The sequence below is a fragment of the Sphingomonas sp. Marseille-Q8236 genome, assembly GCF_965112005.1.
On the sequence record NZ_CBCOPO010000001.1, the window covers coordinates 1,985,335 to 2,011,930 of the forward strand.

The 26,596-nt window shown below is 66.3% G+C and carries 18 protein-coding genes; 9 read left to right on the top strand and 9 right to left on the bottom strand.

Going from position 1 to position 26,596, the window contains the following annotated elements; all coding sequences use genetic code 11:
* Positions 1–114 precede the first annotated feature (114 nt).
* Together gcvPA and gcvPB are read left to right on the top strand one after the other, a co-directional pair.
* Positions 115–1,473, top strand: coding sequence for an aminomethyl-transferring glycine dehydrogenase subunit GcvPA (gene gcvPA, locus ACWPWT_RS09565; RefSeq protein ID WP_454279452.1), 1,359 nt, complete (start codon positions 115–117; stop codon positions 1,471–1,473).
* Entirely contained in the window at positions 1,470–3,026 is a 1,557-nt protein-coding gene (gcvPB, locus tag ACWPWT_RS09570; RefSeq protein WP_454279453.1) for an aminomethyl-transferring glycine dehydrogenase subunit GcvPB, read from the top strand. The genes gcvPA and gcvPB overlap by 4 nt, the downstream gene beginning before the upstream one ends.
* Positions 3,027–3,199: 173 nt before the next feature.
* Here the strand turns inward: gcvPB and ACWPWT_RS09575 are convergent, their stop codons facing one another.
* Complete coding sequence (locus tag ACWPWT_RS09575) at positions 3,200–3,457, bottom strand: SemiSWEET family transporter (protein WP_056434416.1); 258 nt, start codon at positions 3,455–3,457, stop codon at positions 3,200–3,202.
* 100 nt (positions 3,458–3,557) lie between these two features.
* Between ACWPWT_RS09575 and bluB the strand changes: the two genes are divergently transcribed.
* Positions 3,558–4,181, top strand: a complete 624-nt coding sequence (bluB, locus tag ACWPWT_RS09580) for a 5,6-dimethylbenzimidazole synthase (RefSeq protein ID WP_454279454.1) — start codon at positions 3,558–3,560, stop codon at positions 4,179–4,181.
* Between the two features lie 32 nt (positions 4,182–4,213).
* On the opposite strand, the gene ACWPWT_RS09585 is transcribed toward bluB, so the two are convergent.
* Positions 4,214–5,110 carry a DMT family transporter gene (locus tag ACWPWT_RS09585; RefSeq protein WP_454279455.1) on the bottom strand — a complete coding sequence of 299 codons (897 nt, stop codon included), beginning with the start codon at positions 5,108–5,110 and terminating at the stop codon, positions 4,214–4,216.
* A 92-nt stretch (positions 5,111–5,202) separates the two neighbouring features.
* On the opposite strand from ACWPWT_RS09585, the gene proS reads away from it, so the two are divergent.
* Positions 5,203–6,735 (top strand): proline--tRNA ligase, encoded by a 1,533-nt coding sequence (gene proS / locus ACWPWT_RS09590; protein ID WP_454279456.1) that lies wholly within the window; start codon positions 5,203–5,205, stop codon positions 6,733–6,735.
* Between the two features lie 152 nt (positions 6,736–6,887).
* Here proS and ACWPWT_RS09595 read toward each other — a convergent pair whose 3' ends face one another.
* The gene (locus ACWPWT_RS09595; RefSeq protein WP_454279457.1) at positions 6,888–7,856 is read right to left on the bottom strand and encodes a glutathione S-transferase family protein; all 969 of its coding nucleotides are present in this window, start codon (positions 7,854–7,856) and stop codon (positions 6,888–6,890) included.
* Positions 7,857–8,034: 178 nt separating this feature from the next.
* Positions 8,035–10,233 carry a ribonuclease R gene (rnr, locus tag ACWPWT_RS09600; RefSeq protein WP_454279458.1) on the bottom strand — a complete coding sequence of 733 codons (2,199 nt, stop codon included), beginning with the start codon at positions 10,231–10,233 and terminating at the stop codon, positions 8,035–8,037.
* Positions 10,234–10,379: 146 nt separating this feature from the next.
* Here rnr and ACWPWT_RS09605 point away from each other — a divergent pair, with 146 nt between their 5' ends.
* Positions 10,380–12,884: a family 20 glycosylhydrolase gene (locus ACWPWT_RS09605; protein ID WP_454279459.1), complete on the top strand. Its 2,505-nt coding sequence runs from the start codon at positions 10,380–10,382 to the stop codon at positions 12,882–12,884.
* On the opposite strand, the gene ACWPWT_RS09610 is transcribed toward ACWPWT_RS09605, so the two are convergent.
* Positions 12,868–14,814, bottom strand: a complete 1,947-nt coding sequence (locus ACWPWT_RS09610) for a beta-N-acetylhexosaminidase family protein (protein WP_454279460.1) — start codon at positions 14,812–14,814, stop codon at positions 12,868–12,870. The genes ACWPWT_RS09605 and ACWPWT_RS09610 overlap by 17 nt on opposite strands.
* 293 nt (positions 14,815–15,107) lie before the next feature.
* Positions 15,108–16,892: an ABC transporter transmembrane domain-containing protein gene (locus tag ACWPWT_RS09615; protein WP_454279461.1), complete on the bottom strand. Its 1,785-nt coding sequence runs from the start codon at positions 16,890–16,892 to the stop codon at positions 15,108–15,110.
* A 210-nt stretch (positions 16,893–17,102) separates the two neighbouring features.
* Here ACWPWT_RS09615 and ACWPWT_RS09620 point away from each other — a divergent pair, with 210 nt between their 5' ends.
* Complete coding sequence (locus ACWPWT_RS09620) at positions 17,103–18,335, top strand: polyhydroxyalkanoate depolymerase (protein WP_454279462.1); 1,233 nt, start codon at positions 17,103–17,105, stop codon at positions 18,333–18,335.
* Positions 18,336–18,540: 205 nt separating this feature from the next.
* Here the strand turns inward: ACWPWT_RS09620 and ACWPWT_RS09625 are convergent, their stop codons facing one another.
* Entirely contained in the window at positions 18,541–19,020 is a 480-nt protein-coding gene (locus tag ACWPWT_RS09625; RefSeq protein WP_454279463.1) for a pyridoxamine 5'-phosphate oxidase family protein, read from the bottom strand.
* 579 nt (positions 19,021–19,599) lie between these two features.
* Between ACWPWT_RS09625 and ACWPWT_RS09630 the strand changes: the two genes are divergently transcribed.
* Together ACWPWT_RS09630 and ACWPWT_RS09635 are read left to right on the top strand one after the other, a co-directional pair.
* Positions 19,600–22,530: an L-glutamate gamma-semialdehyde dehydrogenase gene (locus ACWPWT_RS09630; protein ID WP_454279912.1), complete on the top strand. Its 2,931-nt coding sequence runs from the start codon at positions 19,600–19,602 to the stop codon at positions 22,528–22,530.
* A gap of 47 nt (positions 22,531–22,577) precedes the next feature.
* The gene (locus ACWPWT_RS09635; protein ID WP_454279464.1) at positions 22,578–23,618 is read left to right on the top strand and encodes a DUF2167 domain-containing protein; all 1,041 of its coding nucleotides are present in this window, start codon (positions 22,578–22,580) and stop codon (positions 23,616–23,618) included.
* Here ACWPWT_RS09635 and ACWPWT_RS09640 read toward each other — a convergent pair.
* Both ACWPWT_RS09640 and ACWPWT_RS09645 read right to left on the bottom strand, forming a co-directional pair.
* On the bottom strand, positions 23,600–24,778 hold the full coding sequence (locus ACWPWT_RS09640; RefSeq protein WP_454279465.1) for a mechanosensitive ion channel family protein: 1,179 nt from the start codon (positions 24,776–24,778) through the stop codon (positions 23,600–23,602). The two genes, ACWPWT_RS09635 and ACWPWT_RS09640, sit on opposite strands and share 19 nt — an antisense overlap.
* Before the next feature lie 24 nt (positions 24,779–24,802).
* Positions 24,803–25,804, bottom strand: a complete 1,002-nt coding sequence (locus ACWPWT_RS09645; protein WP_454279466.1) for a DNA topoisomerase IB — start codon at positions 25,802–25,804, stop codon at positions 24,803–24,805.
* 125 nt (positions 25,805–25,929) lie between these two features.
* On the opposite strand from ACWPWT_RS09645, the gene ACWPWT_RS09650 reads away from it, so the two are divergent.
* Positions 25,930–26,502, top strand: coding sequence for a type 1 glutamine amidotransferase domain-containing protein (locus tag ACWPWT_RS09650; RefSeq protein ID WP_454279467.1), 573 nt, complete (start codon positions 25,930–25,932; stop codon positions 26,500–26,502).
* The last annotated feature ends 94 nt before the right edge of the window (positions 26,503–26,596 follow it).

Genomic DNA, 26,596 nt, shown 5'->3' on the forward strand with positions numbered 1-26,596 from the left:
GAAGCCGACTGCCCTCCCCCGACTCCTCCCGCCTGCGGGAGGGGAGAAGAAGGGAAGGGCGATGACCCCTCGATCCGCGAGGTTTTCGGGGTGAGGGGCGGAGAAATGGAACGCATGCGCTACCTGCCCCTTACCTCTTCCGACCGGGCCGAGATGCTCTCGGTCATCGGCGCGGGATCGGTCGACGACCTGTTCGTCGACGTGCCCGAATCCGCCCGCCTGTCCGGCCCCATCGAAGGGCTGCCCAACCACGCCTCCGAACTGGCGGTCGAGCGGCACATGACCGCGCTCGCGCGCAAGAATATCGTGGCGGGCGACGTGCCCTTCTTCCTGGGCTGCGGCGCGTATCGCCATCATGTCCCCGCCAGCGTCGATCACCTGATCCAGCGCGGCGAGTTCCTGACCGCCTACACGCCCTATCAGCCGGAAATCGCGCAGGGCACGTTGCAGATGCTGTTCGAGTTCCAGACGCAGGTCGCGCGCCTGCTCGGCACCGATGTCGCCAACGCCTCCATGTATGACGGCTCGACCGCATGCTGGGAAGCGATCGGCATGGCGCGGCGCATCACCAAGAAGTCGAAGGCGATCCTGTCCTCGGGCCTGCACCCGCATTATGTCTCGGTCGCCAAGACCATGGCGAAGTATACCGGCGACACGCTGGAGACCGGCACGCCCGTCCTGACCGCCGAGACCGATATCGACCAGATGATCGCGGCGATCGACGGTGACACCTCGTGTGTCGTCGTCCAGTATCCGGACATTCTCGGCCGCATCGCCGACCTGACCCCGCTGGCCGAGGCCTGCCACGCCAAGAAGGCGCTGCTGATCGCCGTCGTGACCGAGCCAGTCGCGCTGGGCGCGATCCGCAGTCCGGGCGAGATGGACGCCGACATCGTCGTCGGCGAGGGCCAGTCGCTGGGCGTCGGCCTTCAGTTCGGTGGGCCTTACGTGGGCCTGATGGGCTGCAAGGATAAGTATATCCGCCAGATGCCGGGCCGCTTCTGTGGCGAGACGGTGGACGCGGACGGCAAGCGCGGCTTCGTGCTGACGCTGTCGACCCGCGAGCAGCATATCCGCCGCGAAAAGGCGACGTCGAACATCTGCACCAATTCGGGTCTGTGTGCGCTCGCCTTCTCGATCCACATGACGCTGCTGGGCGAGGCGGGTCTGCGCCGCATGGCGGGGATCAACCATGCCAATGCCTGCCGCGCGGCGGATCGTTTGGCGAAGGTGCCCGGCGTCAAGCTGGTCAACGACGTGTTCTTCAACGAGTTCACGATCGACCTGGGCCGCGAGGCGCGTCCGGTCGTGCGGACGCTCGCCGAGCGCGGCGTGCTGGCGGGCGTATCGCTCGGCCGGCTCTATCCGGGCGAGGATGCACTCGCGAACGGACTGGTGGTGGCAGTCACCGAAACGGTGACGGCGGAGGATATCGAGACGCTTGCCCAAGCGCTTGAGGAGGTGCTGGCATGACGATCAACCAGAGCGGCTGGAAGCCTACGAGCCCCGAGGCCAAGGACGGCGAAGTGCAGGCGACCTTCACCGGCAACCGCGCGCTGATGCTGGAAGAAAAGCTGATCTTCGAGATCGGCGATGACAAGACCACCGGCGTCGATTTCGCCGAGGGCGATGTCGCAGGTTCGCGTCTGGGCGACCTGTCCCGCAAGGCCCCGATCGGCCTGCCGGGCCTGTCGGAGCCGGAGACGGTCCGCCATTACACCCGTCTGTCGCGCCAGAATTACGCGATCGACCTCGGCCTGTTCCCGCTGGGTTCGTGCACGATGAAGCACAATCCGCGCCTGAACGAGAAGATGGCCCGCCTGCCGGGCTTCAGCGACGTTCATCCGCTGGCACCCGTCGATACGGTGCAGGGCGCGCTGGAGGTCATTCACCAGCTGGCGCACTGGCTGGTCACGCTGACCGGCATGACCTCGGTCGCGATGAGCCCCAAGGCGGGCGCGCATGGCGAGCTGTGCGGTATCCTCGCGATCAAGGCGGCGCTGGAGAAGCGCGGCGAGGGCCATCGCAAGGTGATCCTGGTCCCCGAATCGGCGCACGGCACCAACCCGGCGACGGCGGCCTTTGCGGGCTTCTCGGTCGAGGACATCCCCGCGACCGCGGACGGGCGTGTCGACACGGCGGCGCTGAAGGCGCGGCTGGGACCGGACGTGGCGGGCGTGATGATCACCAACCCGAACACCTGCGGCCTGTTCGAGCGGGACCTGAAGGACATTTCCGACGCGGTCCATGCGGCGGGCGGCTATGTCTATTGCGACGGCGCGAACTTCAACGCCATCGTCGGGCGCGTGCGTCCGGGCGACCTGGGCGTCGATGCGATGCACATCAACCTGCATAAGACCTTCTCGACCCCGCATGGCGGCGGCGGGCCGGGTTCGGGGCCGGTGGTGTTCTCGGAGGCGCTGACGCCGTTCGCGCCGCTGCCGTTCGTCGAGAAGACGGGCGAGGGCTTCCGCCTGGTCGAGGAAGAGAATGCCGAGGACCATCATGCGGACAGCTTCGGCCGCATGGTCGCCTTCCACGGCCAGATGGGCATGTTTACCCGCGCGCTGACCTATATCCTCAGCCACGGCGCGGACGGGCTGCGCCAGGTCGCCGAGGATGCGGTGCTCAACGCCAACTATGTCCTGCGCTCGCTGGAGACCACGCTCGACGCCCCCTTCGCCAAGAGCGGCCCGTGCATGCACGAAGCCATCTTCTCGGACGAGGGGCTGGCCGAGGGCTTCTCGACGATCGACGTCGCCAAGGCGCTGATCGACGAGGGTTTCCACCCGATGACCATGTATTTCCCGCTGGTCGTCCACGGCGCGATGCTGGTCGAGCCGACCGAAACCGAGTCGAAGGCCGCGCTGGATCAGTTCATCGGCGCGCTGGCGTCGGTGGCGGAGCGGGCCAAGGCGGGCGATCCGTCGCTCAAGACCGCGCCGCACTTCGCGCCGCGCGCACGCCTCGACGAGACGCTCGCCGCGCGCAAGCCCGTGCTGGTGTGGAAGGACAAGGCGGCCTGATCGCATAGCTGCCCTCACCCTTCCGGCGCTTCGCGCCTCCCTCCCTCTCCCCATGGGAGAGGAGTGACGGGTCGTCCATGCCCCCGGCATGGACTGAACAGCGCGGGGCGCTGTTCACCCGGCACTGGGCCCGCCCGCGATAGCGGGTGGGAAGGGTGAGGGTAGTTGTCTGATCAAAACGCCGTGAACAGGCAAATCCCGCCTAGGATCACGCCGGGCGCATTGGCGAAGACGATCGGCCAATCCCGCTTCTCGCGCAGAAACCCGTACGCGACCCAGAGCGCGCAATTCACCATCGTCGCCAGCGGCTGAATCACCGAACCCTTCTGGCCCGCCAGGTTGAGCTGGATCTGGTCGATATAGGACAGGTACATGGCCACCGCCGTGGCGGTCGCGATCCAGCCGAGCAGCATCAATTTCCGTTCGCTCACAGCCGTTTGGTCTCCTTCTTCATGACAGATAAATCGATTGAAGCCTGGTGCTGCAACGCGCAAGCGGGGCAGGATGCTCCGGGGCGGAAAAGGGACGAGCATGCGCTTTGACACAAGCGACGCGACGACGCTGGAGACGATCCTGCGCTGGCGCCGCGACGTCCGCCATTTTCGCACCGATCCGATCGACGAGGCGGTGCTGGCGCAGCTGGCCGAGACGATGGCGCTGGCCCCCTCGGTCGGCAATGCCCGGCCCTGGCGTGTGATCCGCGTCGAGGACCCCGCATTGCGCGCCGCCGTCCGCGCCGATTTCCGACGCTGCGACGAAGAGGCGGCGGCCGATTATGCCGACGAACAGGCCGCGGCGTATCGCGCACTGAAACTGGCGGGCCTGGACGCCGCGCCGGTCCAGCTGGCGGTCTTCACCCATGTCGATCCGGCGGAGGGGCACGGCCTGGGCCGCCGCACCATGCCCGAGACGCTGCGCCAGTCGACCGCGATGGCGATCCACACGCTCTGGCTGGCGGCGCGGGCGGCCAATCTGGGCATGGGAATGGTCTCGATCCTCGACCCCGCCGCCATGGAGCGGATCTTCGAGGTGCCTGAGGACTGGAGCTTCACCGCCTATCTCTGCCTCGGCCATGCCGAGTGGGACGACGATACCCCGCTGCTCCACCGTGCGGGTTGGCAGAAGGATGCGCCGACGCGGTGGGAGGTGCGGTGAACAATTCCTCCCCTTGCAGGGGAGGAATAACGTCAATCCTCCGCGGCGGCGGAGATCGTCTGCTGCTTGCCCAGCCGCTGCTCGCGCCAGACGATGAACAGTCCGCTGGCGATGATGACCGGGGCACCCAGCCAGGTTCCGGCCGTGGGCAAGGCCCCGAAGATCAGCCAACCATAGACGGTCGCCCAGATCAGGCCTGAATAGTCCATCGGCACGACGGCGGCGACGGGGGCCAGCCGCGATGCGCCGGTCAGCGCCAGCTGCCCCATGCCGCCCGCCAGCCCGATCGAGACGAGCACCACCCAGGTCAGCGGATCATGCATCTTCAGGTGGAAGGCATAGGGCAGGGCGATGAAAGGCAGGGTCAGGATGGTGAAGTAGAAGACGGTCGTGGTCGCGGGTTCGTCGCGCAACTGACGCAGCACGATCGCGACGATCGCCACGAACATCGCCGCCATCAGCCCGACAAATGCTCCGAACAGCGACATGTCGTTGGCGCCCGGCCGTACCACGATCAGCACGCCGATAAAGCCGACCAGAACCGCACTCCAGCGTTGGATTCCGGTCTTCTCCCCCAGCACCAGCGCGCCGAGCAAGGTGGCGAAGATCGGCACGGTGAACTGGAAAGTCGTCGCCTCGGCCAGCGGCAGCAGCATGACCGCGCCGAAGGTGAAGACCATGCCGACCAGCCCGACCATCGCCCGCTTGGCATGCCCCTTCAACCGGGTGGTGCGCAGCGACGCCAGCCCCGGCCCCGCCATGACGAAGGCGAGAACGACCGGCAGCGCGCAAAGCTGTCGGAAGAACATGGTTTCGGACAAGGTCGCCCCACGCGACTCGGCCAGCTTCACGAGCGCCGACATGGTCGACAGGAAGAAGATGGCGATCAGGCGCAGGCCGATGCCTTTGAGCACGCGGTCATCGGACATTGGGGGGCTCCTAGCTCGTGCGGTGCCGTGACGAAAGGCCGCATGCGCCCGCCCTCTTGGCGAAACCGGGTCTTTGCCGCTATCGGGCGGGCATGAAGCATGCTCTGTCCGTCACCCGCGACGCGGATTTCTCCGCCTGGTATCAGTCCGTCATCGCCGAGGGCGATCTGGCCGAGGAATCGGGCGTCCGGGGCTGCATGGTCATCCGCCCCTGGGGCTATGGCATCTGGGAGCGGATCCAGCGGCTGCTCGATGATCGCATCAAGGCGACGGGGCATGAGAATTGCTATTTCCCGCTCTTCATCCCGCTCAGCTATTTCGAGAAGGAAGCCGAGCATGTCGACGGCTTCGCCAAGGAAATGGCGGTCGTCACGCATCACCGGCTGATCGCGGACGGCAAGGGCGGGCTGGTCCCCGATCCCGAGGCGAAGCTGGAAGAGCCGCTTGTCGTCCGGCCGACGTCGGAGACGGTGATCGGCACCGCCTTTGCCCGCTGGGTTCAGTCGTGGCGCGACCTGCCGGTGCTGATCAACCAGTGGGCCAATGTCGTCCGCTGGGAAATGCGCACCCGCATGTTCCTGCGCACCGCCGAGTTCCTGTGGCAGGAGGGGCATACCGCCCATGCCACGGTCGATGAGGCGCGCGCCGAGACGATCCAGATGCTGGAAGTCTATCGCAGCTTCGCCGAGGACTGCCTCGCCATGCACGTCATCGCGGGCGAGAAGCCCGAGAATGAGCGTTTCCCCGGTGCGGTCGAAACCTATTCGATCGAGGCGATGATGCAGGACGGCAAGGCGCTTCAGGCGGGGACCAGCCATTTCCTGGGCGACAATTTCGCCAAGGCGCAGAATATCCGTTTCCAGAATGCCGAAGGCGGGCTGGACTTTGCCCAGACGACCAGCTGGGGCGTGTCGACCCGGATGATCGGCGGCATGATCATGGTCCACGGCGACGATGACGGGATGCGCGTACCGCCCAAGGTCGCCCCGTGGCAGGTGGTGATCGTGCCGATGGTGCGCGACCAGCCCGAGGACGAGGCGCTGCTGAGCTATTGTCGCGACCTGCAAAAGGAACTGGTGGGCCAGTCCGCGTTGGGCGAGCCGATCCGCGCGATGGTCGATGCGCGCGCGCAAAAGGCCGCCAACAAGCGCTGGGGCTGGGTCAAGAAGGGCGCACCGGTCATCATCGAGGTCGGTGGGCGTGACATGGCGGGCGGTAACGTCTCGGTGATCCGCCGCGACCGGCTGTACCGCGAGGACGGCAAGCTCGACTCGGTCGTGCAGCCGCGGGGCGACTTCGTGTCGGGGATCGAGGCGCTGCTCGCCGACATTCAGGGCGAACTCCATCGCCAGTCGGCCGAGCGGCTGAAGACGCAGATCGTCCCCGTGGACGATTGGGCGGGCGTCGAGGCGCATTTCGCCGAAGGGCAGAAGAACCCCGGTTGGGTCGATGTCCGCTGGGCCAAGCCGACCGGTGAGGAACTGGAGCAGGTGGTCGAGAAGCTGAAGGGCTTGAAGCTGACCATCCGCAACGCGCCGATGGGCCAGACCGGATGCGATGACGGCCCCTGCATCTTCACCGGCCGCGCGGGCGTAGAGCGGGTGCTGATCGGGCGGGCTTACTAAAAGCTCGCTCCAAAACCGTAACCACCCCGGCGGAGGCCGGGGTCCAGCTCCACTAGGATTGCGGAGGCGCTGACCCATTGGCCTCCCACGCCCTGCCGTCACATTGCATCGAATGCGTTGCATCTGGGCCCCGGCCTCCGCCGGGGCGGGGTTTATCCGTGGACCAACCCCGCCCAAGGCAGGTCCGGCCCGGCGGGAATGATGCCAGTCGGGTTCAGCTCCAGATGGCTGGCATAATAATGTGTCTTGATGTGATCGAGATGCACGGTGTCGGCGATCGCGGGGATGGCCAGCATGCGTTCCAGCAGCCCTTCCAGCGCCGGATAATCCTGCACCCGGCGGACATTGCATTTGAAATGCCCATGATAGACCGCGTCGAAGCGGACGAGCGTGGTGAACAGCCGAATATCCGCCTCGGTCATCCGATCGCCGACCAGCCATTCGCGACCCGTGAGTCGCTCCTCCAGCCTGTCGAGTTCGGCGAATAGCGGGGCGACGGCCTCGTCATACGCCTCTTGGCTTTTGGCGAAGCCGCACTTGTAGACGCCGTTGTTCACCCCGTCATAGACGTCTGCGTTGATCGAATCGATCTCGTCGCGCCATTCGGCGGGGTAATAATCCCCCTCCAGCGCGCCGAGCCCGTCGAAGGCGCTGTTGAACATCCGGATGATCTCGGCAGACTCGTTGCTGACGATCGTGTCGCGGTCCTTGTCCCACAAGACGGGCACCGTCACCTTGCCGGTGTAACCCTCTCGCGCGCGGGCATAGGGTTGCCAAAGATAGTCCGCGCCGTGCAGCGTGTCGCCGGTCCCGCCCCGTGTCGTCGCGAAGGTCCAGCCATTCTCGCGCATCAGCGGGTCGACCACCGACAGGTCGATCATCGACTCCAGTCCCTTGAGCGCCCGCAGGATCAGCGTCCGGTGCGCCCAGGGACAGGCGTAAGAGACATAGAGGTGATAGCGCCCCGGCTCGGCCCGGTGGCCGGGCTGGCCGTCGGGGCCGGGGCCGCCGTCCGCTGTCACCCAGTCGCGGAAGCCGGAATCGGGGCGCTTGAAGCTGCCTTTCTCGTCCGACTTGAACAGCCCGTCGGCGTGCCAGACGCCGCCCACCATATTGCCCATGCGTGTGTCTCCTTTGGGGGAGGTTACGCATGGGGGCGGGGAGCGATCCCCCGTTTTCCTCCCCTGCAAGGGGAGGGGGACCATGCGACGCATAGTGGAGGGGTGTCGCCCTATCGAGAGCGGTACACCCCTCCGTCAGGGCTTCGCCCTGCCACCTCCCCTTCCAGGGGGGAATATATTAGCGCCGCTTGCCGTTGTGGCGGATGTTCGCGGGCCGCCCGCGTCGTTTCAGCACCCGACGCGGTTCGGGGGGGGCGCCCTTGCCGTCGGGTAGCTCGAAGCGCAGCGCGCCCGACACCGGGTTCGCCTCGGCCAGGCGCAGCGGCAGACGCTGGCCCAGCTTGTAGATTTCGCGGCTCTTCTCGCCAAGCAGTTGCTGCGAACTCTCGTCATAATGGAAATAGTCGCCGCCCAGATCGCGGATCGGCATCAGCCCGTCCCCGCCCACGCCGTCGACCGTCGCGAAGAAGCCGAAATTGGTAACGCCGGTGATCCGCGTCTCGACCACCTGGCCGACATGCTCGGACAGATAGGCCGCGACATAGCGGTCGATCGTCTCGCGCTCCGCCTCCATCGCGCGGCGCTCATATTGACTGATCGACGTGCCCAGCCGCTCCATTTCCTCGCCCTCGGGCAGCAACCCGCCATCGCCCAGCTTGTACGCGCCGACCAGCGCGCGGTGGACGACCAGATCGGCATAGCGCCGGATCGGTGAGGTGAAATGCGCATAGGACCCCAGCGACAGCCCGAAATGCCCCTGATTGACCGGGGCATAATAGGCCTGGGTCTGCGAACGCAGAATCTGCTCCATCACCTGCGGCTTGAAGTCCGCGTCGCCGATCTTGTCGATGATGCGGTTGAAGGTCGCCGGGCGGATCACCTGTCCCATGGCGAAGGGGATGTCGAAGGTTTCGAGATACTCCTTCAGCGCGACCAGCTTGGTGCGGCTGGGCACCTCATGGACTCGATACATCACGGGTGCCTTCTTCGCCTCCAGTGCCTTGGCGGCGGCGACGTTGGCGCCGATCATGTAATCCTCGATCAGCCGGTGCGCATCCAGCCGCGCGCGTGGTGCGACCGACAGGATGCGGCCATTCTGGTCGAGCACCACCCGCCGCTCGGGCAGGTCGAGGTCGAGCGGCTCGCGCGCATCTCGCGCCTTCGCCAGCGCGGCCCAGCAGTCCCAGAGCGGCCGCAGCGCCGTCTCGGTCAGTGGATGCGACAGTTCGCCGTCGATCGCGGCCTGCGCGTCCTCATAAGCGATGTTCGCCGCCAGCCGGACGACCGCGCGGGTGAAGCGGAAGCCCTTGAGCTTGCCGTCCTTCGTCACCTGCAAGTGACAGGCGAGCGCGGCGCGGTCCTCGCCTTCCTTTAGCGAACAGACATCGGCCGACAGGATTTCGGGCAGCATCGGCACGACCCGGTCGGGGAAATAGACCGAATTGCCCCGCCGCCGCGCATCCTTGTCGATCGCCGATCCGGGGCGGACATAGAAGCTGACATCCGCGATCGCGACGATGGCGCGCCAGCCCTCGGGATTGGCGGGATCGTCGTCGGGCGCGGCCCAGACCGCATCGTCATGGTCGCGCGCATCGACCGGGTCGATCGCGACGATGGGCAGGTCGCGCAGGTCCTCGCGGTCGTCGCCCAGCGGCTGGCGCGCGACCCGCTCGGCCTCCTCCAGCGTTTCGGGCTGGAAGCGGTCGGGAATCTCGAACTTGTGGATCGCGATCAGAGAGAAGCTGCGCGGGGCGAAGGGATCGCCCAGCCGCTCGACCACCTTTGCGGTGATGCGCGGCGGGCGGCCCGCCTTCTCGGCCAGCACCAGGTCGCCCGCTTCCGCGCCGCCGGTGTCCGACACCATCATCTCACGCCGGTCCTTCTTGTCGACGGAGGTCAACCAGAAGCGCCCGGCCTCCTCGCGCAGCACGCCCAGCACCTGTTCGGAGGCAGGCGCGATCGTCTTCATGACATGCGCGATCCAGCCGCCGCCTGCTTCCTCGGTGCGCGCCAGCACCCGCTGGCCGATGCCGAGTTGCCCACGCTTGCGTTCGCGAATGCGCAACCGGGGGATGGGCACGCCGTCCGCTTCCCAGCGTTCCGGTTGGCCCCACACATTGCCGCCGTCATCGACATCGACGACGCGCAGCACCGTCACCTTGGGCAAGCCGCCCATCTTGTGGAAGGCGCGGCCGGGAGCGCTGTCGATCAGCCCTTCGTCGGCCATGTCCTTGAGCAGCGCCTTCAACCCGATCTTCTCCTGCGCCGACAGACCGAAGGCGCGCGCGATCTCTCGCTTGCCCGCCGGCTGGTCCGACTGTTCGATGAAGGAGAGGATTTGCTCACGGGTCGGCAGACCCGGTTGGGGTTTCTTCATGTGCCCGAGATAGGGGGTGGCAAGGGCGACGTCACCCCCGCTCGTCCATTCCGTCCCTTGCGGAGAGATGGAACGTCTTCGGCTTGCGCGACCGACCTTATCATGGTCCAATATAGGACCATTATGCGTAGCGGGACGGGTGCAGGATGATGATTTTATGGGCTTCGGCCGCGATCCTGGCGGCGGTTCCGGCGGCAGGATCGCAGGCCGATCTGGACCGGCTCGCGGCCACATTGGGCTATCGCTACACCATCCTGACCAACCGCCCGGCATCCTGCCCGACCGGCATTCCGCGCTGTTTCGAGGCGGACATCGCGATCGCCGTGCCCGCCGACGCGCCCAACCTGCCGGTCGAAATTCGCTATAGCCTGGTCAATCCGGTGCTGAAGATCGACAGCGATGCCTTCGACAACCGGACGATCAACGGCGATCTGAACGTCCTGACGCTCAAGCCCGGTCGCCGCCTGATGCCGGGACAAATCTATCATGTGAAGCTGACGGGCTTGGGGGCGTTTTTTTCCCGCAATCACATGATGCCCAACGCCACGCTGGCCGTGCCCGGTCTTGCTCCGCGTGTGATCGCGGCCACCCGGACCGGCACCGACGCCGAGACGGGGCTCGAGACCCTGGATTTCGTCGCGCCGATGACCGACGAAGCCGCGCTGGCCCGAAGCGCGCCCGACGACCAGACCGTCTGGCGCACGCCCGAGCGCGCCTTCGCCCTTTATGCCGAGCGGGGCAGCGCGACCCCGGTCGATGTGGCGATCCTGCCAAAGCCGCTATCGGCCACCCGACCGGGCGGCGCGCCGGTCGATCTGTCCAAGGGGCTGCGCATCACGACCAGCGGGATCGACCGCGCCGCCATCGCGCCTGCGGTGGCCGGACTGCCGGTGGGCACGGTGCCGCTGACCATCCGCAAGCAGACCGGGATCGCACCCGAGGGCTATCGCCTGAAAATCGGCGATGGGCGGATCGACATCGCGGCGGCGGACGCGGCGGGGGCGTCCTATGGCTTGCGTTCGCTGGCGCAGCAGATGGCGGCGGAGGGGACGACGCTTCGCCCGCTGATCGTCGAGGACGCACCGCGATACGGCTTTCGCGGGCTTCACATTGATCTGGCGCGCAACTTCCACAGCAAGGCCGAAATCCTGAAGCTGATCGAGCAGATGGCCGCGTACAAGCTCAATACGCTGCACCTGCATCTGGGCGATGACGAGGGGTGGCGGTTGCAGATCGCCGCGCTACCCGAACTGACCGAGGTGGGGGCCTATCGCTGCGACGACATTACGGAGAAGACCTGCCTGCAACCCCAGCTTGGGGCCGATCCGGCGCACGACGCGCCGACCAATGGCTATCTGACCGCCGCCGACTATTCCGACATTCTTCGCGCGGCCAAGGCGCGGCAGATCGACGTCATCCCTTCCTTCGACATGCCGGGCCATTCGCGCGCGGCGATCCGGTCGATGGAAGTGCGCTATCGGCGGCTGATGGCGAAGGGCGACCGCGCCGGGGCGGAACGCTATCGTCTGGTCGAGCCGGGCGACGCCACCCGCTATTCCAGCGTGCAGCATTATGACGACAACACGCTGAACGTCTGTATCGACAGCACCTATCGCTTCATCGACACGGTGATCGACGCCATTGCCGGCCTGCACAGGGCGGCGGGGGTGCCGCTGACCACCTATCATATCGGCGCGGACGAGACGGCGGGGGCGTGGAAGGAGTCGCCCGCCTGCAAGGTCGTCATGGCGCGCGACGGGCTCCAGCCTCAGCAACTCGGCGCGCGCTTCATCGAGCGGGTCGCCGCCGATCTGGCCAAGCGCGGCATTGCGGTCGCTGGGTGGAGCGACGGCCTGGGCCATACCGACCCTGGAAAGATGCCCGCCAGCGTCCAGACCAATATCTGGAGCAACCTGCACGCCGGCGGCGTGGCCGAGGCGCATGGCCAGGCCAATCGTGGGTGGAAGACGGTGCTGTCGATCCCCGATCTGGGCTATTTCGACATGCCTTATGCCGCCGATCCGAACGAGACCGGCTATGACTGGGCCTCGCGCGGGGTGGACAGCTTCCAGGTGTTCGGCTTCATGCCGGGCAATCTGGCGGCCAATGCCGCGCTGATTCCCAATATACTGGCCCAGCCCAAGGCCATCGCCGACACGACCCCGCTACAGCCCGGCCGTGCGATTGCGGGGATTCAGGCGCAATTGTGGAGCGAGACGGTCCGTCGCGACAGCCAGGTCGACTATATGCTGTTCCCCCGCCTGCTGGCGTTGGCGGAACGCGCCTGGAGCAAGCCGGACTGGGAGCCCGCCAATGTCGCGGGGGCGGGCTATACGCCCGGCGATGCGCGCGTGGACCGGGACAAGCTGTTGACCGGATGGCAGGATTTCGCGGGGCGGATGGGCGTGCAGATGCGGATGCTCGACCGGGCGGGCGTGACCTATCGCCTCGCCCCGCCGGGTGCGCGGATCGTCGGCGGCAGGCTGGAGGCCAATGCCGAGTTTCCCGGCACCCCGATCGAGTATCGCATGGGCGGCACCACCGCATGGCGGCGCTATGATGGGCCGGTGGCGGTGCCGGGGGCGGTCGATCTCCGTACCCGCACCCCCGATGGCCGCCGCGCCAGCCGGACGGTTACGGTTTCGCCGTAACCGCGATCAGGCTCGGTGCGTCCACGATGAACCGGTCGAGCACGCCGTCGGCGATCTTGATCGGTCCGTCGAACCGCACCGCGCCCGGAATGCTCTGAACGGCGGCGGCCTGCGCGGCGATCCGCTTGGCATCGGCAAAATAGCGGCTTGCGGCCGGATTGCCCCGGTCGGCGGCATCCAGTCCGGCCGCACTCTGCTGCAACGCGCGGCCCCAAAGCTGCATCGCGTCGAGCCAGGGAGCCGCCTGCTCGGCAAAGGCCGGATCGGCGACGCCCGCGCGGATCGTGTCGGGGGCGTCGTTCAGCGCGTCGGCCTTAGCGTGCAATTCGGCAAGCGCGGCGCGCCGCTCCGCCTCGTCGCCATTCGCCAGCGCCTCGCGGACATGGTCGAGCAGAGCCTTCAGCTTGGGCGCCTGCTCCTGCCAGGGCTGGCTGCCGAAGGTCGGGGCGAGATGCTGGGTATCGAACAACTCCAGCAGCGCCGCCGTCGCCCGAGCGTCGCCCCCCGCCAGATCGCGCGCGGCATAATGCCATGTCCGATCGGCGTCATAGCCCTTGTCGTTCCAGCCAAAGGCCAGCACGCCGGTCACCGCGACCCGGCTGGGGGCCTCCTGGTTCATCGGGTTGGACAGGATGCCGGTCAGTTCGGTCGACAGCCCCGCCTCGCGCTTGGCATAGGGGGCCAGGAGCAGCCGCCCGGCGGAACTTGCATAGTCGTTGACCGGATAATTGTCCCAAAGCAGCGTCTTGCGCCCAAACGCCTTGGTCGCGGCCTTGGCATCGGGGATGGAACTGGCGGGCGGCACGACATCGGTGCCGGTCCATTGCACGACGATACGCGGGTCCAGATGCGCGCGGAGAGCCGCCTTATAGGGGCTTTCCTTCGCGTCATAATATTCGGTCGGCACCATGATCAGCGGGCGTGAGGCCGGATCCTGCTTGAGCAGATCGGCCTGGACCGCGTTCAGCAGCTTCGACTGCGCGACGCCTGCCGCCTCTGCGCCCGAAGGGCCGAAGGCGGCCTTGTCCGCGTCGCAATTCCACTTTTGATATTCGATGTCGTCCAAAGCGACATAGAAGCTGTGCACGCCGATCCCGCGCAGCGCGGCGAATTTGCGCAACAGCGCCTGTTCGTCCGCCGGATTGGAGAAACAGATGCTGGGCCCCGGCGAAATGGCGTAGACGAAATTCACATGATTGGCCTTGGCGCGCGCGGCGAGCGTGCCCAACGCGTTCAGCGTTTCGGCGGGATAGGCCTCCCGCCATTTATCCCGCGCAAAGGGATCGTCCTTGGGGCTGTAGACATAGGTGTTGGCCTTCATCCGGCCCAGGAAATCCAGATGTTTGGTCCGGTCGGTCATCGACCAGGGCTTGCCGTAGAAACCCTCGATCGTACCGCGGATCGGCATGGCGGGATGGTCGCGGATGACGAGCGCGGGAATTTGCGGCCGCTCGACCAATTGGCGCAGCGTCTGTGCCGCATGGAACAGGCCATCGGCGTCGTGACCCGCCAAGGTGATAAGGCCGCCATCGCCCGAGGCGAGCGTGGCGAGGCTATAGCCCTCCGCCTGATCGTCTGTGCCCGCCTTGCTGCGCGCCAGAGCGTCGCGGACGATGGCAGCCGTGTCGGGGCCGATCACGATGGTCGGTCGGTCGAACGTGGCGGGCAGGCGGCTGGCGGAGACGATCTCGGTGACGCCCGCGTCGGCAAGGATCGAGCGGACCAGAGCGACCGTCGCGGGCTCGGTGCCCGGCGCGGCGATCAACAGGGCCGAGCGGCCCAAGGTGATCGCGCCGTCGCTCAAGCTGATTGCAGCGGGGGCGGGGAAGATGGCGGGCAGCGTCGTCGTCCGTGCGATCGCGGAAGGCGAGGCGCTGGTCAACGCGATGGCCGCGGCAAGGCCGGCCTTCCATTGAGTGGATCGCTGCATCTTCCTGACTCCCGGTACTACAATGGTATTGTCGGAGCCTAGGGGAGTGTACCGTCGGTCGCAAGCAGGTTTGGCATAAGGAGAAAAGCGGCCCCGCCCTTCTCCTTATGCACCGCGTCAACGAAGACGGCGAGGCCGATCTAGGGCCATGCAGAACACGCGCCTCCTGCTCCGTTCAGCCCGAGCGAAGTCGAAGGCGATGCTTCACCCGATGCCAAAAGCCCGACGGACCCATCCGCGTCCCCTCGACAGATCAAGAGGGGCGCGGGAAAACTGGTACTAAACCGGCTCCATCACTCTTGGAATTGCAGGCTCGCCAATCGCGCATAAAGTCCGCCCGCCGCGATCAGCGCCGCATGACGTCCCTGCTCGACGATCTGTCCGCCATCCATCACCACGATGCGCTCCGCCGCCCGCACGGTGGCCAGGCGGTGTGCGATGACCAGGGTGGTCCGGTGCGCCATCAGCCGTTCGAGCGCCTGCTGCACCAGTTGTTCGCTCTCGGCATCCAGCGCGCTCGTCGCCTCGTCCAGCAACAGGATCGGGGCATCGCGGAGCAGCGCACGCGCGATGGTGATCCGCTGTCGCTGGCCACCCGACAGCCGTGCGCCACCTTCGCCGAGAAACGTGTCTAGCCCCTGGGGCAGCGCGCGCAGGAAATCGGCGGCATTGGCAGCCTCGGCGGCCGCCCAGAGTTCGTCGTCGCTCGCCTCCCACCGGCCATAGCGCAGATTGTCGCGCGCCGAGGCGCCGAAGATCACCGTCTCCTGCGGCACCATCGCGATCCGCGCCCGGATCGCCGCCGGATCGGCATCGCGCAGGTCCACGCCGTCGAGCGAAATCCGTCCCGCCTGCGGGTCATAGAAGCGTTCCGCCAGCTGGAACAGCGTCGACTTGCCCGCCCCCGAAGGGCCGACCACCGCCACCGTCTCGCCGGGCCGGATGTCGAGCGAAAAGCCGTCCAGTGCCGCGGCTTCGGGCCGGGTCGGATAGTGGAAGACGACATCCTCGAACCGCAGCGCGCCCATCGGTACCACTGGCAGCACGGCCGGGGCGGGGGGCGGCGCGATCTCGGGCTGTTCGGCCAGCAGTTCGGACAGACGCTGCGCCGCGCCCGACGCGCGTAAGATGTCACCCCAGACCTCGGTCAGCGCCTGGAACGAGCCCGCGACCAGCATCCCCGTCACGACGAAGGCGGTCAGCGACCCGCCCGACAGCCGCCCGCTGGCCACGTCCGCCACCGCTTCCCACAGCAAAAGGGTAAAGCCGCTGAAGAGCAGGCCGATCGCCATCGCGGTCATGATCGCCCGCAGCAGGAATCGACGCCGGGAGGTGGCGAAGCCGTTGCCCACCGCCTGCTCGAACCGTTCGGCTTCGCGACGTTCCTGGCCGAACGCCTGCACGATCTTCATCGCGCCCAGGGTTTCGACAGCGATCGCGCCGATATCGGCAAGCCGGTCCTGGCTATCGCGCGAATGGCTTCGCACTTTCTTGCCCAGCAGCATGATCGGCAGGACGATCAACGGAATGCCGACCAGCAGCGACAGGGTCAGCTTGGGTGACAGGGCGAAGAGATAGATGGTGCCGCCGATCCCGATCACCGTGTTGCGCAGCGCGATCGAGACGGTCGATCCCACCACCTGCTCGATGATCGCGGTGTCGGCGGTCAACCGGCTCGCAATCTCCGAGGGGCGGTTTTCCTCGTAATAGCGGGGCGCGAGGCGAAGCAGATTGGCCTGCACCGCGACTCGGATATCGGCCACGGTCCGTTCGCCCAACCACGACACGAAATAGAATCGGAACGCCGTCGCGATCGCCAGCACCAGCACGGCCGCCAGCATCCCCTGAAAATAGGGCGCGATGCTGGCCGCGTCGGAGGCCCGGCCAAAGCCGTGGTCGATCACCTTCTGAAAGGTGCGCGGGATGAACAGCGTCGTCAGCGCCGCCACCAGCAGCGACAGCGCGGCCGCCGCGATATGGCCTGGGTATCGCAGGGTAAACCGCCATACCATCTTGAGATTGCTCAACCGGCGGCTGGGCGGAATGACGGGCTCGGGGGAAGCGGCGGGTCTGGCCATGATCGCGCCGACCTAGCAGCGTGAGAGCATGGGCTCAACGGCGACGGGACGGGGTGACGCATCGTTCATGCGCATTCATGCGTTATGTTGGTGAAGACGATCACGGGCAATATGACGGGATGGCCATATTATGGTCATCTTGCGCAAAGGGTTTCGTGATAAACGGGATGCGATCATGGCTCCCGTCCGTGGAGCACGAGGGACGCGACGATGCTGTACGACGCCTATGAAATGCAACGCTCGATGCTGGCGGGGGCAAGCGCGCTGGCCAATTTCGGGGCGGGGTTGCTTCAGAACCCGGCCAACCCCTTCGCCTATTTTGGCGGCGGCGCGATCATGGGATCGGCGTTGGAGGTTTTCGCCCATGCCTCCGCCCCGCGTGGCAAGCCCGCTTTCGGTTTGACCAAGACCGAGATCGACGGGCGCGAGGTCGTGGTCCATGAGGAGATCGTGGCACGCAAGCCCTTCGGCCAGCTCAAGCGCTTTCGCCGCGAAGGCGTCGAGGACAGCCCCAAGCTGCTGATCGTGGCCCCGATGTCGGGCCATTATGCCACGCTGCTGCGCGGCACCGTCCAGCGGATGCTGCCGACCTGCGAAGTCTATATCACCGACTGGCGCGATGCGAAGCTGGTGCCCTTGTCCGAGGGGCGGTTCGATTTCGACGATTATGTCGACTATATCATCGACTTCCTGGCCGAGATCGGCCCCAACACCGAGCATGGCGGCACGCATATGCTGGCGGTGTGCCAGCCTTCGGTGCCCTGTTACGTCGCGGCCTGCGTGATGAGCGCCGACAAGCATCCCTGTACCCCGCGCACGCTGACCCTGATGGGGGGGCCGGTCGACACGCGCGAGGCGCCGACCGCGGTCAACCTGCTTGCGACCGAGCGTCCCCACGCCTGGTTCGAGCAGAATGCGATCGCGACTGTGCCGATGACCTATCCGGGCGCGGGGCGGCGGGTCTATCCGGGCTTCCTACAGCTGGCCGGGTTCATGTCGATGAACCTGGGCAACCACATGATCTCGCACTGGGAGATGTTCAAGCATCTGGTCCAGGGCGATGACGAGAGCGCCGAGGCGACTAAGCGCTTCTACGACGAATATCGCGCGGTGTGCGACATGACGTCGGAATTCTATCTTCAGACCGTCGAACTGGTGTTCCAGCGGCACGCGCTGCCCAAGGGCGAGATGCTGCACCATGGCAAGCGCGTCGATCCGGGCGCGATCACCGATATCGGCATCCTGGCGATCGAGGGCGAGCGCGACGATATTTCCGGCCTGGGCCAGACGCGCGCGGCGTTGACGCTGGCGACCCATCTCTCGGATGACAAGAAGCGCTATCATATGGCCGAGAATGTCGGCCATTACGGTATCTTCAACGGCTCCAAATGGCGCAACCGCATCGCGCCGGTGGTCGAGGAATGGATCAAGGCCAACGGGTGAGGGGCTGAATCTCCACGCCTGACTCAATGTTCTATCCTCCGTTCAGCCTGAGCGAAGTCGAAGGCCAAGGGAAACGGCTCGCCACACGCTTTTGGCTGAGGCTATCCCGTGGCCTTCGACTTCGCTCAGGCTGAACGGGACAGCGAAATAGAAAAACGCCCGGAAGCCATAGCCTCCGGGCGTTTCGCAATCCGGCGATCGCGAATTACGCGACCGAACCGACCACCGCGTGGCTGGAAGATTCGTCCGAACGGATCGTGCCGCCGAACAGCATCTTCACCCGGCCCGACAGCGAGATGTCGGTTTCCCACAATTCGGCCGAATTGATGTCGAAGCGCAGCAGCGTCAGGTTCGGGTCCGACTTGCCTTGCGGGAACCACGCCTCGACCTGGTTGCTCCACAGCTTGTCGATCTGCTGCGGGTCGTTGTCCTTCGAGACATGGCCCGCCAGGCAGGCGAAGAAGTCATGTCCCTTGCCGACGAACTGCGCCATCGCCTGACCACCACCCGCGATGCGGTTGTCGCGGCCGGCGAAGAAGAACAGCGTGTTAGGCTGATCGTCATCGATCTGCGCCGTCATCGGTTCGGAATGCTGGCCGTCGTTCAGGCCGATCATGACGAACGGGCTGTCCTTCAGCTTGTCGAGGAACTTGGCGGCGATTTCCTGGGGGCTGTCGTCGGCCATCGTGGCTCTCCTTTCAGGGGTTTCGCGGGAGAACGATGCGGGGGCGGGGATGGTTGCGAATAAGATCTCATGTAATCGAACGCCGATTAGACATGATCTTGTATGGCCGTTCGAGTTAGCGATCGCTCGACGGCAATTCCGCCGTCACTCACAGAAAGGACCACGGATGTCCGTAGCCGATCTGTGCCTGATCCTGGGCGTCGTCATCGCCTTCGCGACCTTAGTCGTGAAGATTATCGACGTTCGCAACAGGTAAGGTGCCCGGCGGGGCTCGGGCTGCAACCTGGGCCCCAAAGGCATTTGAGCCCCGGCCGCTGCAACAGCCGGGGCTCTACAGAAAGGCGGATGTCCTCGCCTGCGAGGCATATACGCCAACGACGTCAAAATTTCAATTCTGATGGCAGTCGTGAAGCGCGCCTCATCTCGTATCAAACCATACCCAATCCCCATATTTCCCGCTAAGCGCTGGTCCATCACAGCATAGCCATGCGACCCGCCAGTGCCTTACCGCGCGCCGAGTCGCTCGACCGGACCTGAAGACCTATGACCTCTGCCGTTACCGCCGACGCGCGCAAGACCATGAAATCGCTGTACCGCGCGCCCGAGCCCGATGTCCTGAAGCCGCTGCTCGACCGCGCCGCCGCGACGCCGGAGATGCGCGAGCGGATCATGGGCCATGCCTCGGGCCTGCTCGCCGACCTGCGTGCCGCGCAGAATCGCGGCTGGGTGAACCAGTTCCTCCAGGAATATCGCCTCAACTCGTCGGAGGGCGTGGCGCTGCTGAGTCTCGCCGAGGCGTTCCTGCGCGTCCCCGATCCCGAGACCGCCGACCTGCTGATTGCCGACAAGCTGGGCGAAGCCGACTGGCGCGCGCATACCGGGCGGTCGGCGTCGAAGCTGGTCAACTCGGCCACCTGGGGCCTGGTCGTCGGCCGCGCGCTGGTCGGTGAGGGCGAGGCGGGGCCGCTCAAGCGGCTGTTGTCGCGCGCGGGTGAGCCCTTCGTGCGCCAGGCGGTCGGCGCCGCGATGCGGATGATGGGCGAGATCTTCGTGATGGGCCGCACCATCGAAGAGGCGATGCGCCGCATGAAGAAGCCTGAGAACAAGGGCTTCACCGCCAGCTTCGACATGCTGGGCGAGGCGGCGCGGACGCATGAGGATGCCGAGCGTTATTTCCAGGCCTATGTGAAGGCGATCGACGCGGTCGGCTCCGACCCGGCGGCGGGGCATTCGGTGTCGGTGAAGCTGTCGGCGCTCCATCCCCGCTACGAACTGCCGCGCGCTTATGAATGCGTGCCCACGCTGACCGACATGCTGGCGCAGCTGGCGCGGCAGGCGGCGGACAAGGGCATTGCCCTCACTGTCGATGCCGAGGAGTCCGAGCGGCTGGAGATGAGCCTCGACATCATCGGCGGCGTCGCGGCGCTTCCCGCGCTGAAGGGGTGGGACGGGTTCGGCATGGCGGTGCAGGCTTACGGCAAGCGCGCGCGCGCGGTCATCGGCTGGGCCAATGGCCTCGACCGGGTCATGAACGTCCGGCTGGTCAAGGGCGCCTATTGGGACAGCGAGATCAAGCGCACCCAGGTCGAGGGGCTGAACGACTATCCGCTGTTCACCCGCAAGGCGGCGACCGACGTGTCCTATCTGGCGGTCGCCAAGGACATGCTGGCGGCGGAGAATATCCGCCCGGCCTTTGCCAGCCACAATGCGCTGACCGTTGCGACCATCCTGGAATGGGCGGGCAACAGCCACGACTTCGAGTTTCAGCGGCTGCACGGCATGGGCGACGGTCTGTACGAGCGGCTGGTGCGCGAACATGGCCATAAGTGCCGCATCTATGCGCCGGTCGGCGGGCATCGCGACCTGCTGGCCTATCTGGTTCGCCGCTTGCTGGAGAATGGCGCGAACTCCAGCTTCGTCCACCAGCTCGCCGATGCGCGGCTGACCGAGGCGGAGATACTCGCCGATCCGGTCGCCAAGATCGCCGCGGTTGGCGGCGCGCGGCACCCGAGCATCCCGCTGCCCATCGACCTGTTCGCGCCGGGGCATCGCAACTCGACCGGCATTGACCTGAGCGACATTGCGACGCTCGACGCCACGGAGAAGGCGGTGAATGCGCCTGCCGTGGCGCCAGTCGCCGCCACCGCCGATGTCGCCGCGCTGGTCTCGCGCGCGCATGCGGCGTTTCCGGCCTGGAACGCGACGCCGCTCGACACCCGTGCGAACGTGCTGGAAAAGCTGGCCGACCTGCTGGAGCAGGACCGCGAGCGGCTGATGGCGATCCTGGTGCAGGAGGCGTTCAAGACCATCCCCGACGCGATCGGTGAGGTTCGCGAGGCCGCCGATTTCTGTCGTTACTATGCGCAGCAGGCGCGGGCGCGGCTGGGGTCTGTCGAGCTGCCCGGGCCGACGGGCGAGCGCAACACGCTGCACCTGGAAGGGCGCGGCGTCTGGGCGACGGTCGCACCGTGGAACTTCCCGCTGGCGATCTTCCTCGGCCAGACGGTCGCGGCGCTCGTCACCGGCAACACCGTCGTCGCCAAGCCTGCGCCGCAGACGCCCGCCATCGCGCAAGCCGCGGTCGAGCTGGCCTACCGGGCGGGCGTGCCGCGCGACGCGCTGCTGTTGGCGGTCGGCGGGCCGGAGGTCGGCCAGGCGCTGACCGAGGATCACCGGATCGCGGGCGTGGCCTTCACCGGATCGACCGCCACCGCCAAGCGGATCGCACGGACCCTGGTGGCCGATGACGACCGCCCGATCGTGCCGCTGATCGCCGAGACCGGCGGCATCAACGCGATGATCGTCGATTCGACCGCGCTGCCCGAACAAGTGGTGGCGGACGTCATCACCTCGTCCTTCCGCTCGGCGGGGCAGCGTTGCTCGGCGCTGCGGCTGCTGCTGGTGCAGGCGGATGTCGCGGACAATGTCATCGAGATGCTCAAGGGCGCGATGGAGACGCTGGTGCTCGGCCCCACGGGCCAGCCGGCGACCGATGTCGGGCCGGTGATCGACCGCGCGGCCTATGACAAGCTGATGGCCTATCGCGCGGCCATGACGGCGCGCACGATCAAGACGCTCGACGCCCCGTCCGACGGCCTGTTCGTGCCGCCGACGCTGATCCGGCTGGACCGGGTGGAAGACCTGACCCAGGAATGGTTCGGCCCGATCCTGCACGTCGCCACCTGGGAAGCGGGCACGCTGTCCGAGACGATCGCGAAGGTGAATGCCAAGGGTTACGGCCTGACCATGGGCCTGCACAGCCGCATCGCCCGCGCCAGCGAGGTCGCCGAGAGCGAGGCGGCGGTCGGCAACCTCTATATCAACCGCTCGATGATCGGTGCGGTGGTGGGCAGCCAGCCTTTCGGGGGCGAAGGCCTGTCGGGCACCGGGCCCAAGGCGGGCGGGCCGCATTACCTCTACCGCTTCTGCGCCGAGCGGGCGGTGTCGGTGGACACCACCTCGGCAGGCGGCAACGCCACGCTGTTGTCGCTGGACGAAGGCGGGATCTGACGATTATCTTCCCTCGTCCGCCACGGGAGGGCGGGCGAGGGGGAATGATGAATTTGCGGGGAACACGCGCCATTGCGGTGGCGCTGATGCTGACGGTCGCGTGCTGGTCGGGCGGGGCCATGGCCGCCGATCCGACGCCGGCGGCACACAATGCAGAGGCGCAGATCCGTGCCTTCGAACAGGGGCTGCACAAGCAGACCGGCGATGTCGTCGTCGGCCCGGCCAAGGCGACGCTGCATCTGGGCGACCGTTATTATTTCCTGCCCGCCGAAGACGCGAAGAAGGTGCTGACCCAGATTTGGGGCAATCCGGCCGATGCGGTCAGCGATGTCCTTGGTCTCGTCCTGCCGACCGGGACCACGGCGTCGGACAATGTCTGGGGCGCGGTGGTGACCTATGAGGACACCGGCTATGTCAGCGACAAGGACGCGCACGAGCAGGATTACGACAAGGTCTTGGCCGATATGCGCGAGGGCGCGGCGGAACGGAACGAGGAGCGCCGGAAGCAGGGCTTTCCGACGGTCCAGGTCGTCGGTTGGGCGCAGCCGCCCTCCTACAATGCGCAGGACCATTCGCTGGTCTGGGCGCGACAACTGAAGTTCGACGACAGCAAGGGGCCGGATTCGCTCAATTACGACGTGCGGCTGCTCGGGCGGCACGGGGTACTGAGCCTCAACATGGTGTCCGATATGGCGCATCTGGACGAGGTGCGTGCGGCGGCGGCGCAATTCGGTCGCGCGGCCAGCTTCGACCGGGGCGAGACCTATGCCGACTATGACGCCTCGACCGACAAGACCGCCGAATATGGCCTGGCGGGGCTGGTCGCGGCGGGTGCGGGCGTGGCGGCGGCCAAGAAGCTGGGCCTGCTCGCCATCATGCTGGGCTTCGGCAAGAAGTTCATCGCGCTGATCGTCGTGGCCGGGCTGGCCGTGGTCCGCTGGGGCAAGCGCCTGCTGGGCCGCAAGAATGCCGAGCCGGACGTCGAGGCGGAGCCCGCTTATGCGACCGAGGCCGAGCATGGGGTGGAACCCGCGCCGGCCGCGCCTGCGGAGCCCAAACCTACCGGGGATCAGCCCCCGGCAGTGTGATGCACCTCGACCGGCTGGACCTGCGGATAGGGCATGACCAGCGTCCCGTCCGGTGCGGCGGTGTAGGTCGTCTGGGTGGGATAGGGGATGGAAATCCCCTCTGCCGCGAACCGCTTCATCAGCGTGACGAGCATCCGGTTGCGCAGGTCGTGCGCGGTGGCCCAGTCGTCACCGGGCACGTCGAACTGCAATGCGAAGTCCAGACTCGACGCGCCGAAATTCTCGAACCCGGCGCGGGCGACCTTGCCGCCTTCGCCCTCGACGATCTCGGTCAAGAGGGCCGGGATGCGTGCCAGCGTCTCGGGCGGGGTTTCATAGGCGACGCCGATCATGAACGACAGACGGACATGGTCGCGCACGGTCGTATTCTGGATTTCCTTGTCGAGCAGTTGGCGGTTGGAAATGATGCGCAGTTCGCCGGTGAAGGCGCGGATGCGGGTCGACTTCAGGCCGATCGACTCGATCACGCCATTGGTGCTGTCATAGCTGATCTTGTCGCCGCGCCGGAACGGACGGTCGAAGATGATGGCGAGCGCGGCGAACAGGTCGCCGAAGATGCCCTGCGCGGCCAGACCGATGGCGATACCGCCGACGCCTAGACCCGCGACCAGGCCGGTGACGTTGACGCCCAGATTGTCGAGCACCACGACCAGCGCGATGGCGAACAGCACCACCGTCACGAGGAGGCGGATCAACCCCATCGCCGACAACAACGCCTCGCCCGAATAATGTTCGGACTGGGTACGATGCTCGATCGTGCCGAGGATCAGTTCGCGCGCCCAGATCGCGGCCTGGAACACGCTGGCAACGGTGAACAGGAAGCTGATCGTCTTGGCGACCTCACCCGGCGCGCCAGAATAGCCCGCGACGAGTTGCGCGGCCAGGGTGACGATGAAGAACATGTTGGTCCGCGCGATCGCATGGCCCAGGATCACGCCCCAGCCACCGGCGAAACCGGGGCGGCTGCACAATTTGTCGCCCAGCTTTCGCACCCAGAGCAGCGCCAGCACGATGACCGCGCCGATGCCGATCGCGATCAGCACCTTCAGCCAATAATCCTGTACCCAGTTATAGGTCGCGTCGAGAATGCCCTCGACCTGATCGGGTATGCGTGAGCCGTCGAAGATCGGCGCCTTGGGCGAGGTATTGCTCGTCGCCATGGGGACTCCTGAAATGAAGGGCGGTCAGGCCGCCTTGCTGGCCGGGGTTCCGGCCTCGAGAAACGCGATCAGCCCGCATTCGACGCGGGACAGCCCGGCACAGGCGCGTGGCAGGCGGAGCGACTGGCGGAACGCAGCCTGCCCCTCCTTCACCAGCGCGATCAGCGAGGGGTGGACATAGGATTTGCGCGCGATGGCGGGGGTGTTGCCGAGCTTTTCGACCACCGGCTCCAGCATCGCTTTCAGGCTGAGATCCGCTTCGGCCAGCGCCAGTGCCTCGAACGCGGCGACGCTGGCGGCCCAGGTGCGGAAATGCTTGGCGGTGAAGTCGCAGCCGGTCGCCTCGCGGATATAGGCGTTCACATCCGACGAGGTGACCGGATTGGCCTCTCCGTCTTCATCGACCCAGGCGAACAAATGCTGTTCGTCCAGATCCTGGCAACGCTTGACGAAGCTGGCGAGCGACCGATCGGTCAGGGTCATGTCGCGCATCTTGCCCGACTTGCCGCGATAGCGCAGCCGCAGCGTGGTGCCCTTCACCTGGCCATGGCGCTTGCGCAGCGTCGTCGCGCCGAAACTCTTGTTGGTGGCGGCATAGGCTTCGTTGCCGACGCGGATATGACCGTTGTCGAGCAGCCGGATGACGGCGGCGACCGCGCGTTCCTTGCATAGCCCGCGCTTCTTCAAATCCGCCTCCACGCGCTTGCGGAGCGTGGGGAGGGCATGGCCGAAGGCGGCGCAGCGTTCATATTTGGCCGCTTCCTGCGCCTCGCGGAAATCGGGGTGGTAGCGATATTGCTTGCGGCCTTTCTCGTCCCAGCCCACCGCCTGGATATGGCCGTTGACGCGCGGACAGAACCAGGCGTCCTGATAGGCGGGGGGCAGGCCGATGCGGTTCAGCCGGTCGATTTCGTCGCGATCGGTGATGCGTTCGCCCTTCGGGCTCCAATAGGCCCATTTGCCGCGAACCTTGGTCCGGGTGATGCCGGGCTTGCTGTCATCGCAATAGACTAATCGGGTGGCCATCGCTCTCTCTCGGGTCGTCTTTGCAAATGCGTCGCTGGTCGCTTCGTTCCGGAACGGCCGATGCGGTCACGGGTTCTGATGGAGCCGATCCCCCAAGGCATTCCCCCAGACAGGAGTTTTCCATCATGGCCGATCTTTCCCAGGCACGCGTCCTGATGCTCGCCGCCGACGGATTCGAAACCGTCGAGCTGTTCAAACCCAAACAGGCGCTCGAGGAAGCCGGCGCGAAAGTGACGCTCGCCTCGCTCAAGTCCGATCCGATCCAGGGCATGGAACAGGACATCAACAAGGCGGAGACCGCCACGCCCGACCTGACCGTCGATGAGGTCGATACCGATGATTATGATGCGCTGGTCATCCCCGGCGGCACCTGCAACCCCGACAAGCTGCGGATGAACGAGCGCGCGGTCGAGATCGTCACCGAGTTCATGGAAGACGACAAGATCGTGGCCGCCATCTGCCATGGCCCCTGGCTGCTGGCCGAGGCGGACGTGATCGACGGCCGTCGCCTGACCAGCTTCCCCTCGATCCGTACCGACCTGTCCAACGCGGGCGCGGACGTGGTGGACGAGGAAGTCGTGGTCGACGGTAATCTGATCACCAGCCGCAAGCCGGACGACATCCCCGCCTTCAACCAGGCGATCCTAACCGCGTTGGAAGACGAACTGGCCGACGAGGAAGAGACCGAGGAGGCGTAAACCCGATCCCACCCATCAGGGATGGGCAGGATCCGGGCATCCCGCCGCGGGACACTACCGGGCGTCGCATCGCTGCCCCACGCGTGGCAGGATG

What these genes read in the sequence shown, in the direction of transcription:
- ACWPWT_RS09645 (WP_454279466.1), bottom strand. Translation starts at nt 25,804, where the DNA reads ATGGCCACCCGATTAGTCTATTGCGATGACAGCAAGCCCGGCATCACC.
- ACWPWT_RS09595 (WP_454279457.1), bottom strand. Translation starts at nt 7,856, where the DNA reads ATGGGCAATATGGTGGGCGGCGTCTGGCACGCCGACGGGCTGTTCAAG.
- ACWPWT_RS09615 (WP_454279461.1), bottom strand. Translation starts at nt 16,892, where the DNA reads ATGGCCAGACCCGCCGCTTCCCCCGAGCCCGTCATTCCGCCCAGCCGC.
- ACWPWT_RS09640 (WP_454279465.1), bottom strand. Translation starts at nt 24,778, where the DNA reads ATGGCGACGAGCAATACCTCGCCCAAGGCGCCGATCTTCGACGGCTCA.
- gcvPA (WP_454279452.1), top strand. Translation starts at nt 115, where the DNA reads ATGCGCTACCTGCCCCTTACCTCTTCCGACCGGGCCGAGATGCTCTCG.
- ACWPWT_RS09635 (WP_454279464.1), top strand. Translation starts at nt 22,578, where the DNA reads ATGAATTTGCGGGGAACACGCGCCATTGCGGTGGCGCTGATGCTGACG.
- ACWPWT_RS09630 (WP_454279912.1), top strand. Translation starts at nt 19,600, where the DNA reads ATGAAATCGCTGTACCGCGCGCCCGAGCCCGATGTCCTGAAGCCGCTG.
- ACWPWT_RS09620 (WP_454279462.1), top strand. Translation starts at nt 17,103, where the DNA reads ATGCTGTACGACGCCTATGAAATGCAACGCTCGATGCTGGCGGGGGCA.
- ACWPWT_RS09585 (WP_454279455.1), bottom strand. Translation starts at nt 5,110, where the DNA reads ATGTCCGATGACCGCGTGCTCAAAGGCATCGGCCTGCGCCTGATCGCC.
- ACWPWT_RS09650 (WP_454279467.1), top strand. Translation starts at nt 25,930, where the DNA reads ATGGCCGATCTTTCCCAGGCACGCGTCCTGATGCTCGCCGCCGACGGA.
- ACWPWT_RS09625 (WP_454279463.1), bottom strand. Translation starts at nt 19,020, where the DNA reads ATGGCCGACGACAGCCCCCAGGAAATCGCCGCCAAGTTCCTCGACAAG.
- gcvPB (WP_454279453.1), top strand. Translation starts at nt 1,470, where the DNA reads ATGACGATCAACCAGAGCGGCTGGAAGCCTACGAGCCCCGAGGCCAAG.
- ACWPWT_RS09605 (WP_454279459.1), top strand. Translation starts at nt 10,380, where the DNA reads ATGATGATTTTATGGGCTTCGGCCGCGATCCTGGCGGCGGTTCCGGCG.
- ACWPWT_RS09610 (WP_454279460.1), bottom strand. Translation starts at nt 14,814, where the DNA reads ATGCAGCGATCCACTCAATGGAAGGCCGGCCTTGCCGCGGCCATCGCG.
- rnr (WP_454279458.1), bottom strand. Translation starts at nt 10,233, where the DNA reads ATGAAGAAACCCCAACCGGGTCTGCCGACCCGTGAGCAAATCCTCTCC.
- bluB (WP_454279454.1), top strand. Translation starts at nt 3,558, where the DNA reads ATGCGCTTTGACACAAGCGACGCGACGACGCTGGAGACGATCCTGCGC.
- proS (WP_454279456.1), top strand. Translation starts at nt 5,203, where the DNA reads ATGAAGCATGCTCTGTCCGTCACCCGCGACGCGGATTTCTCCGCCTGG.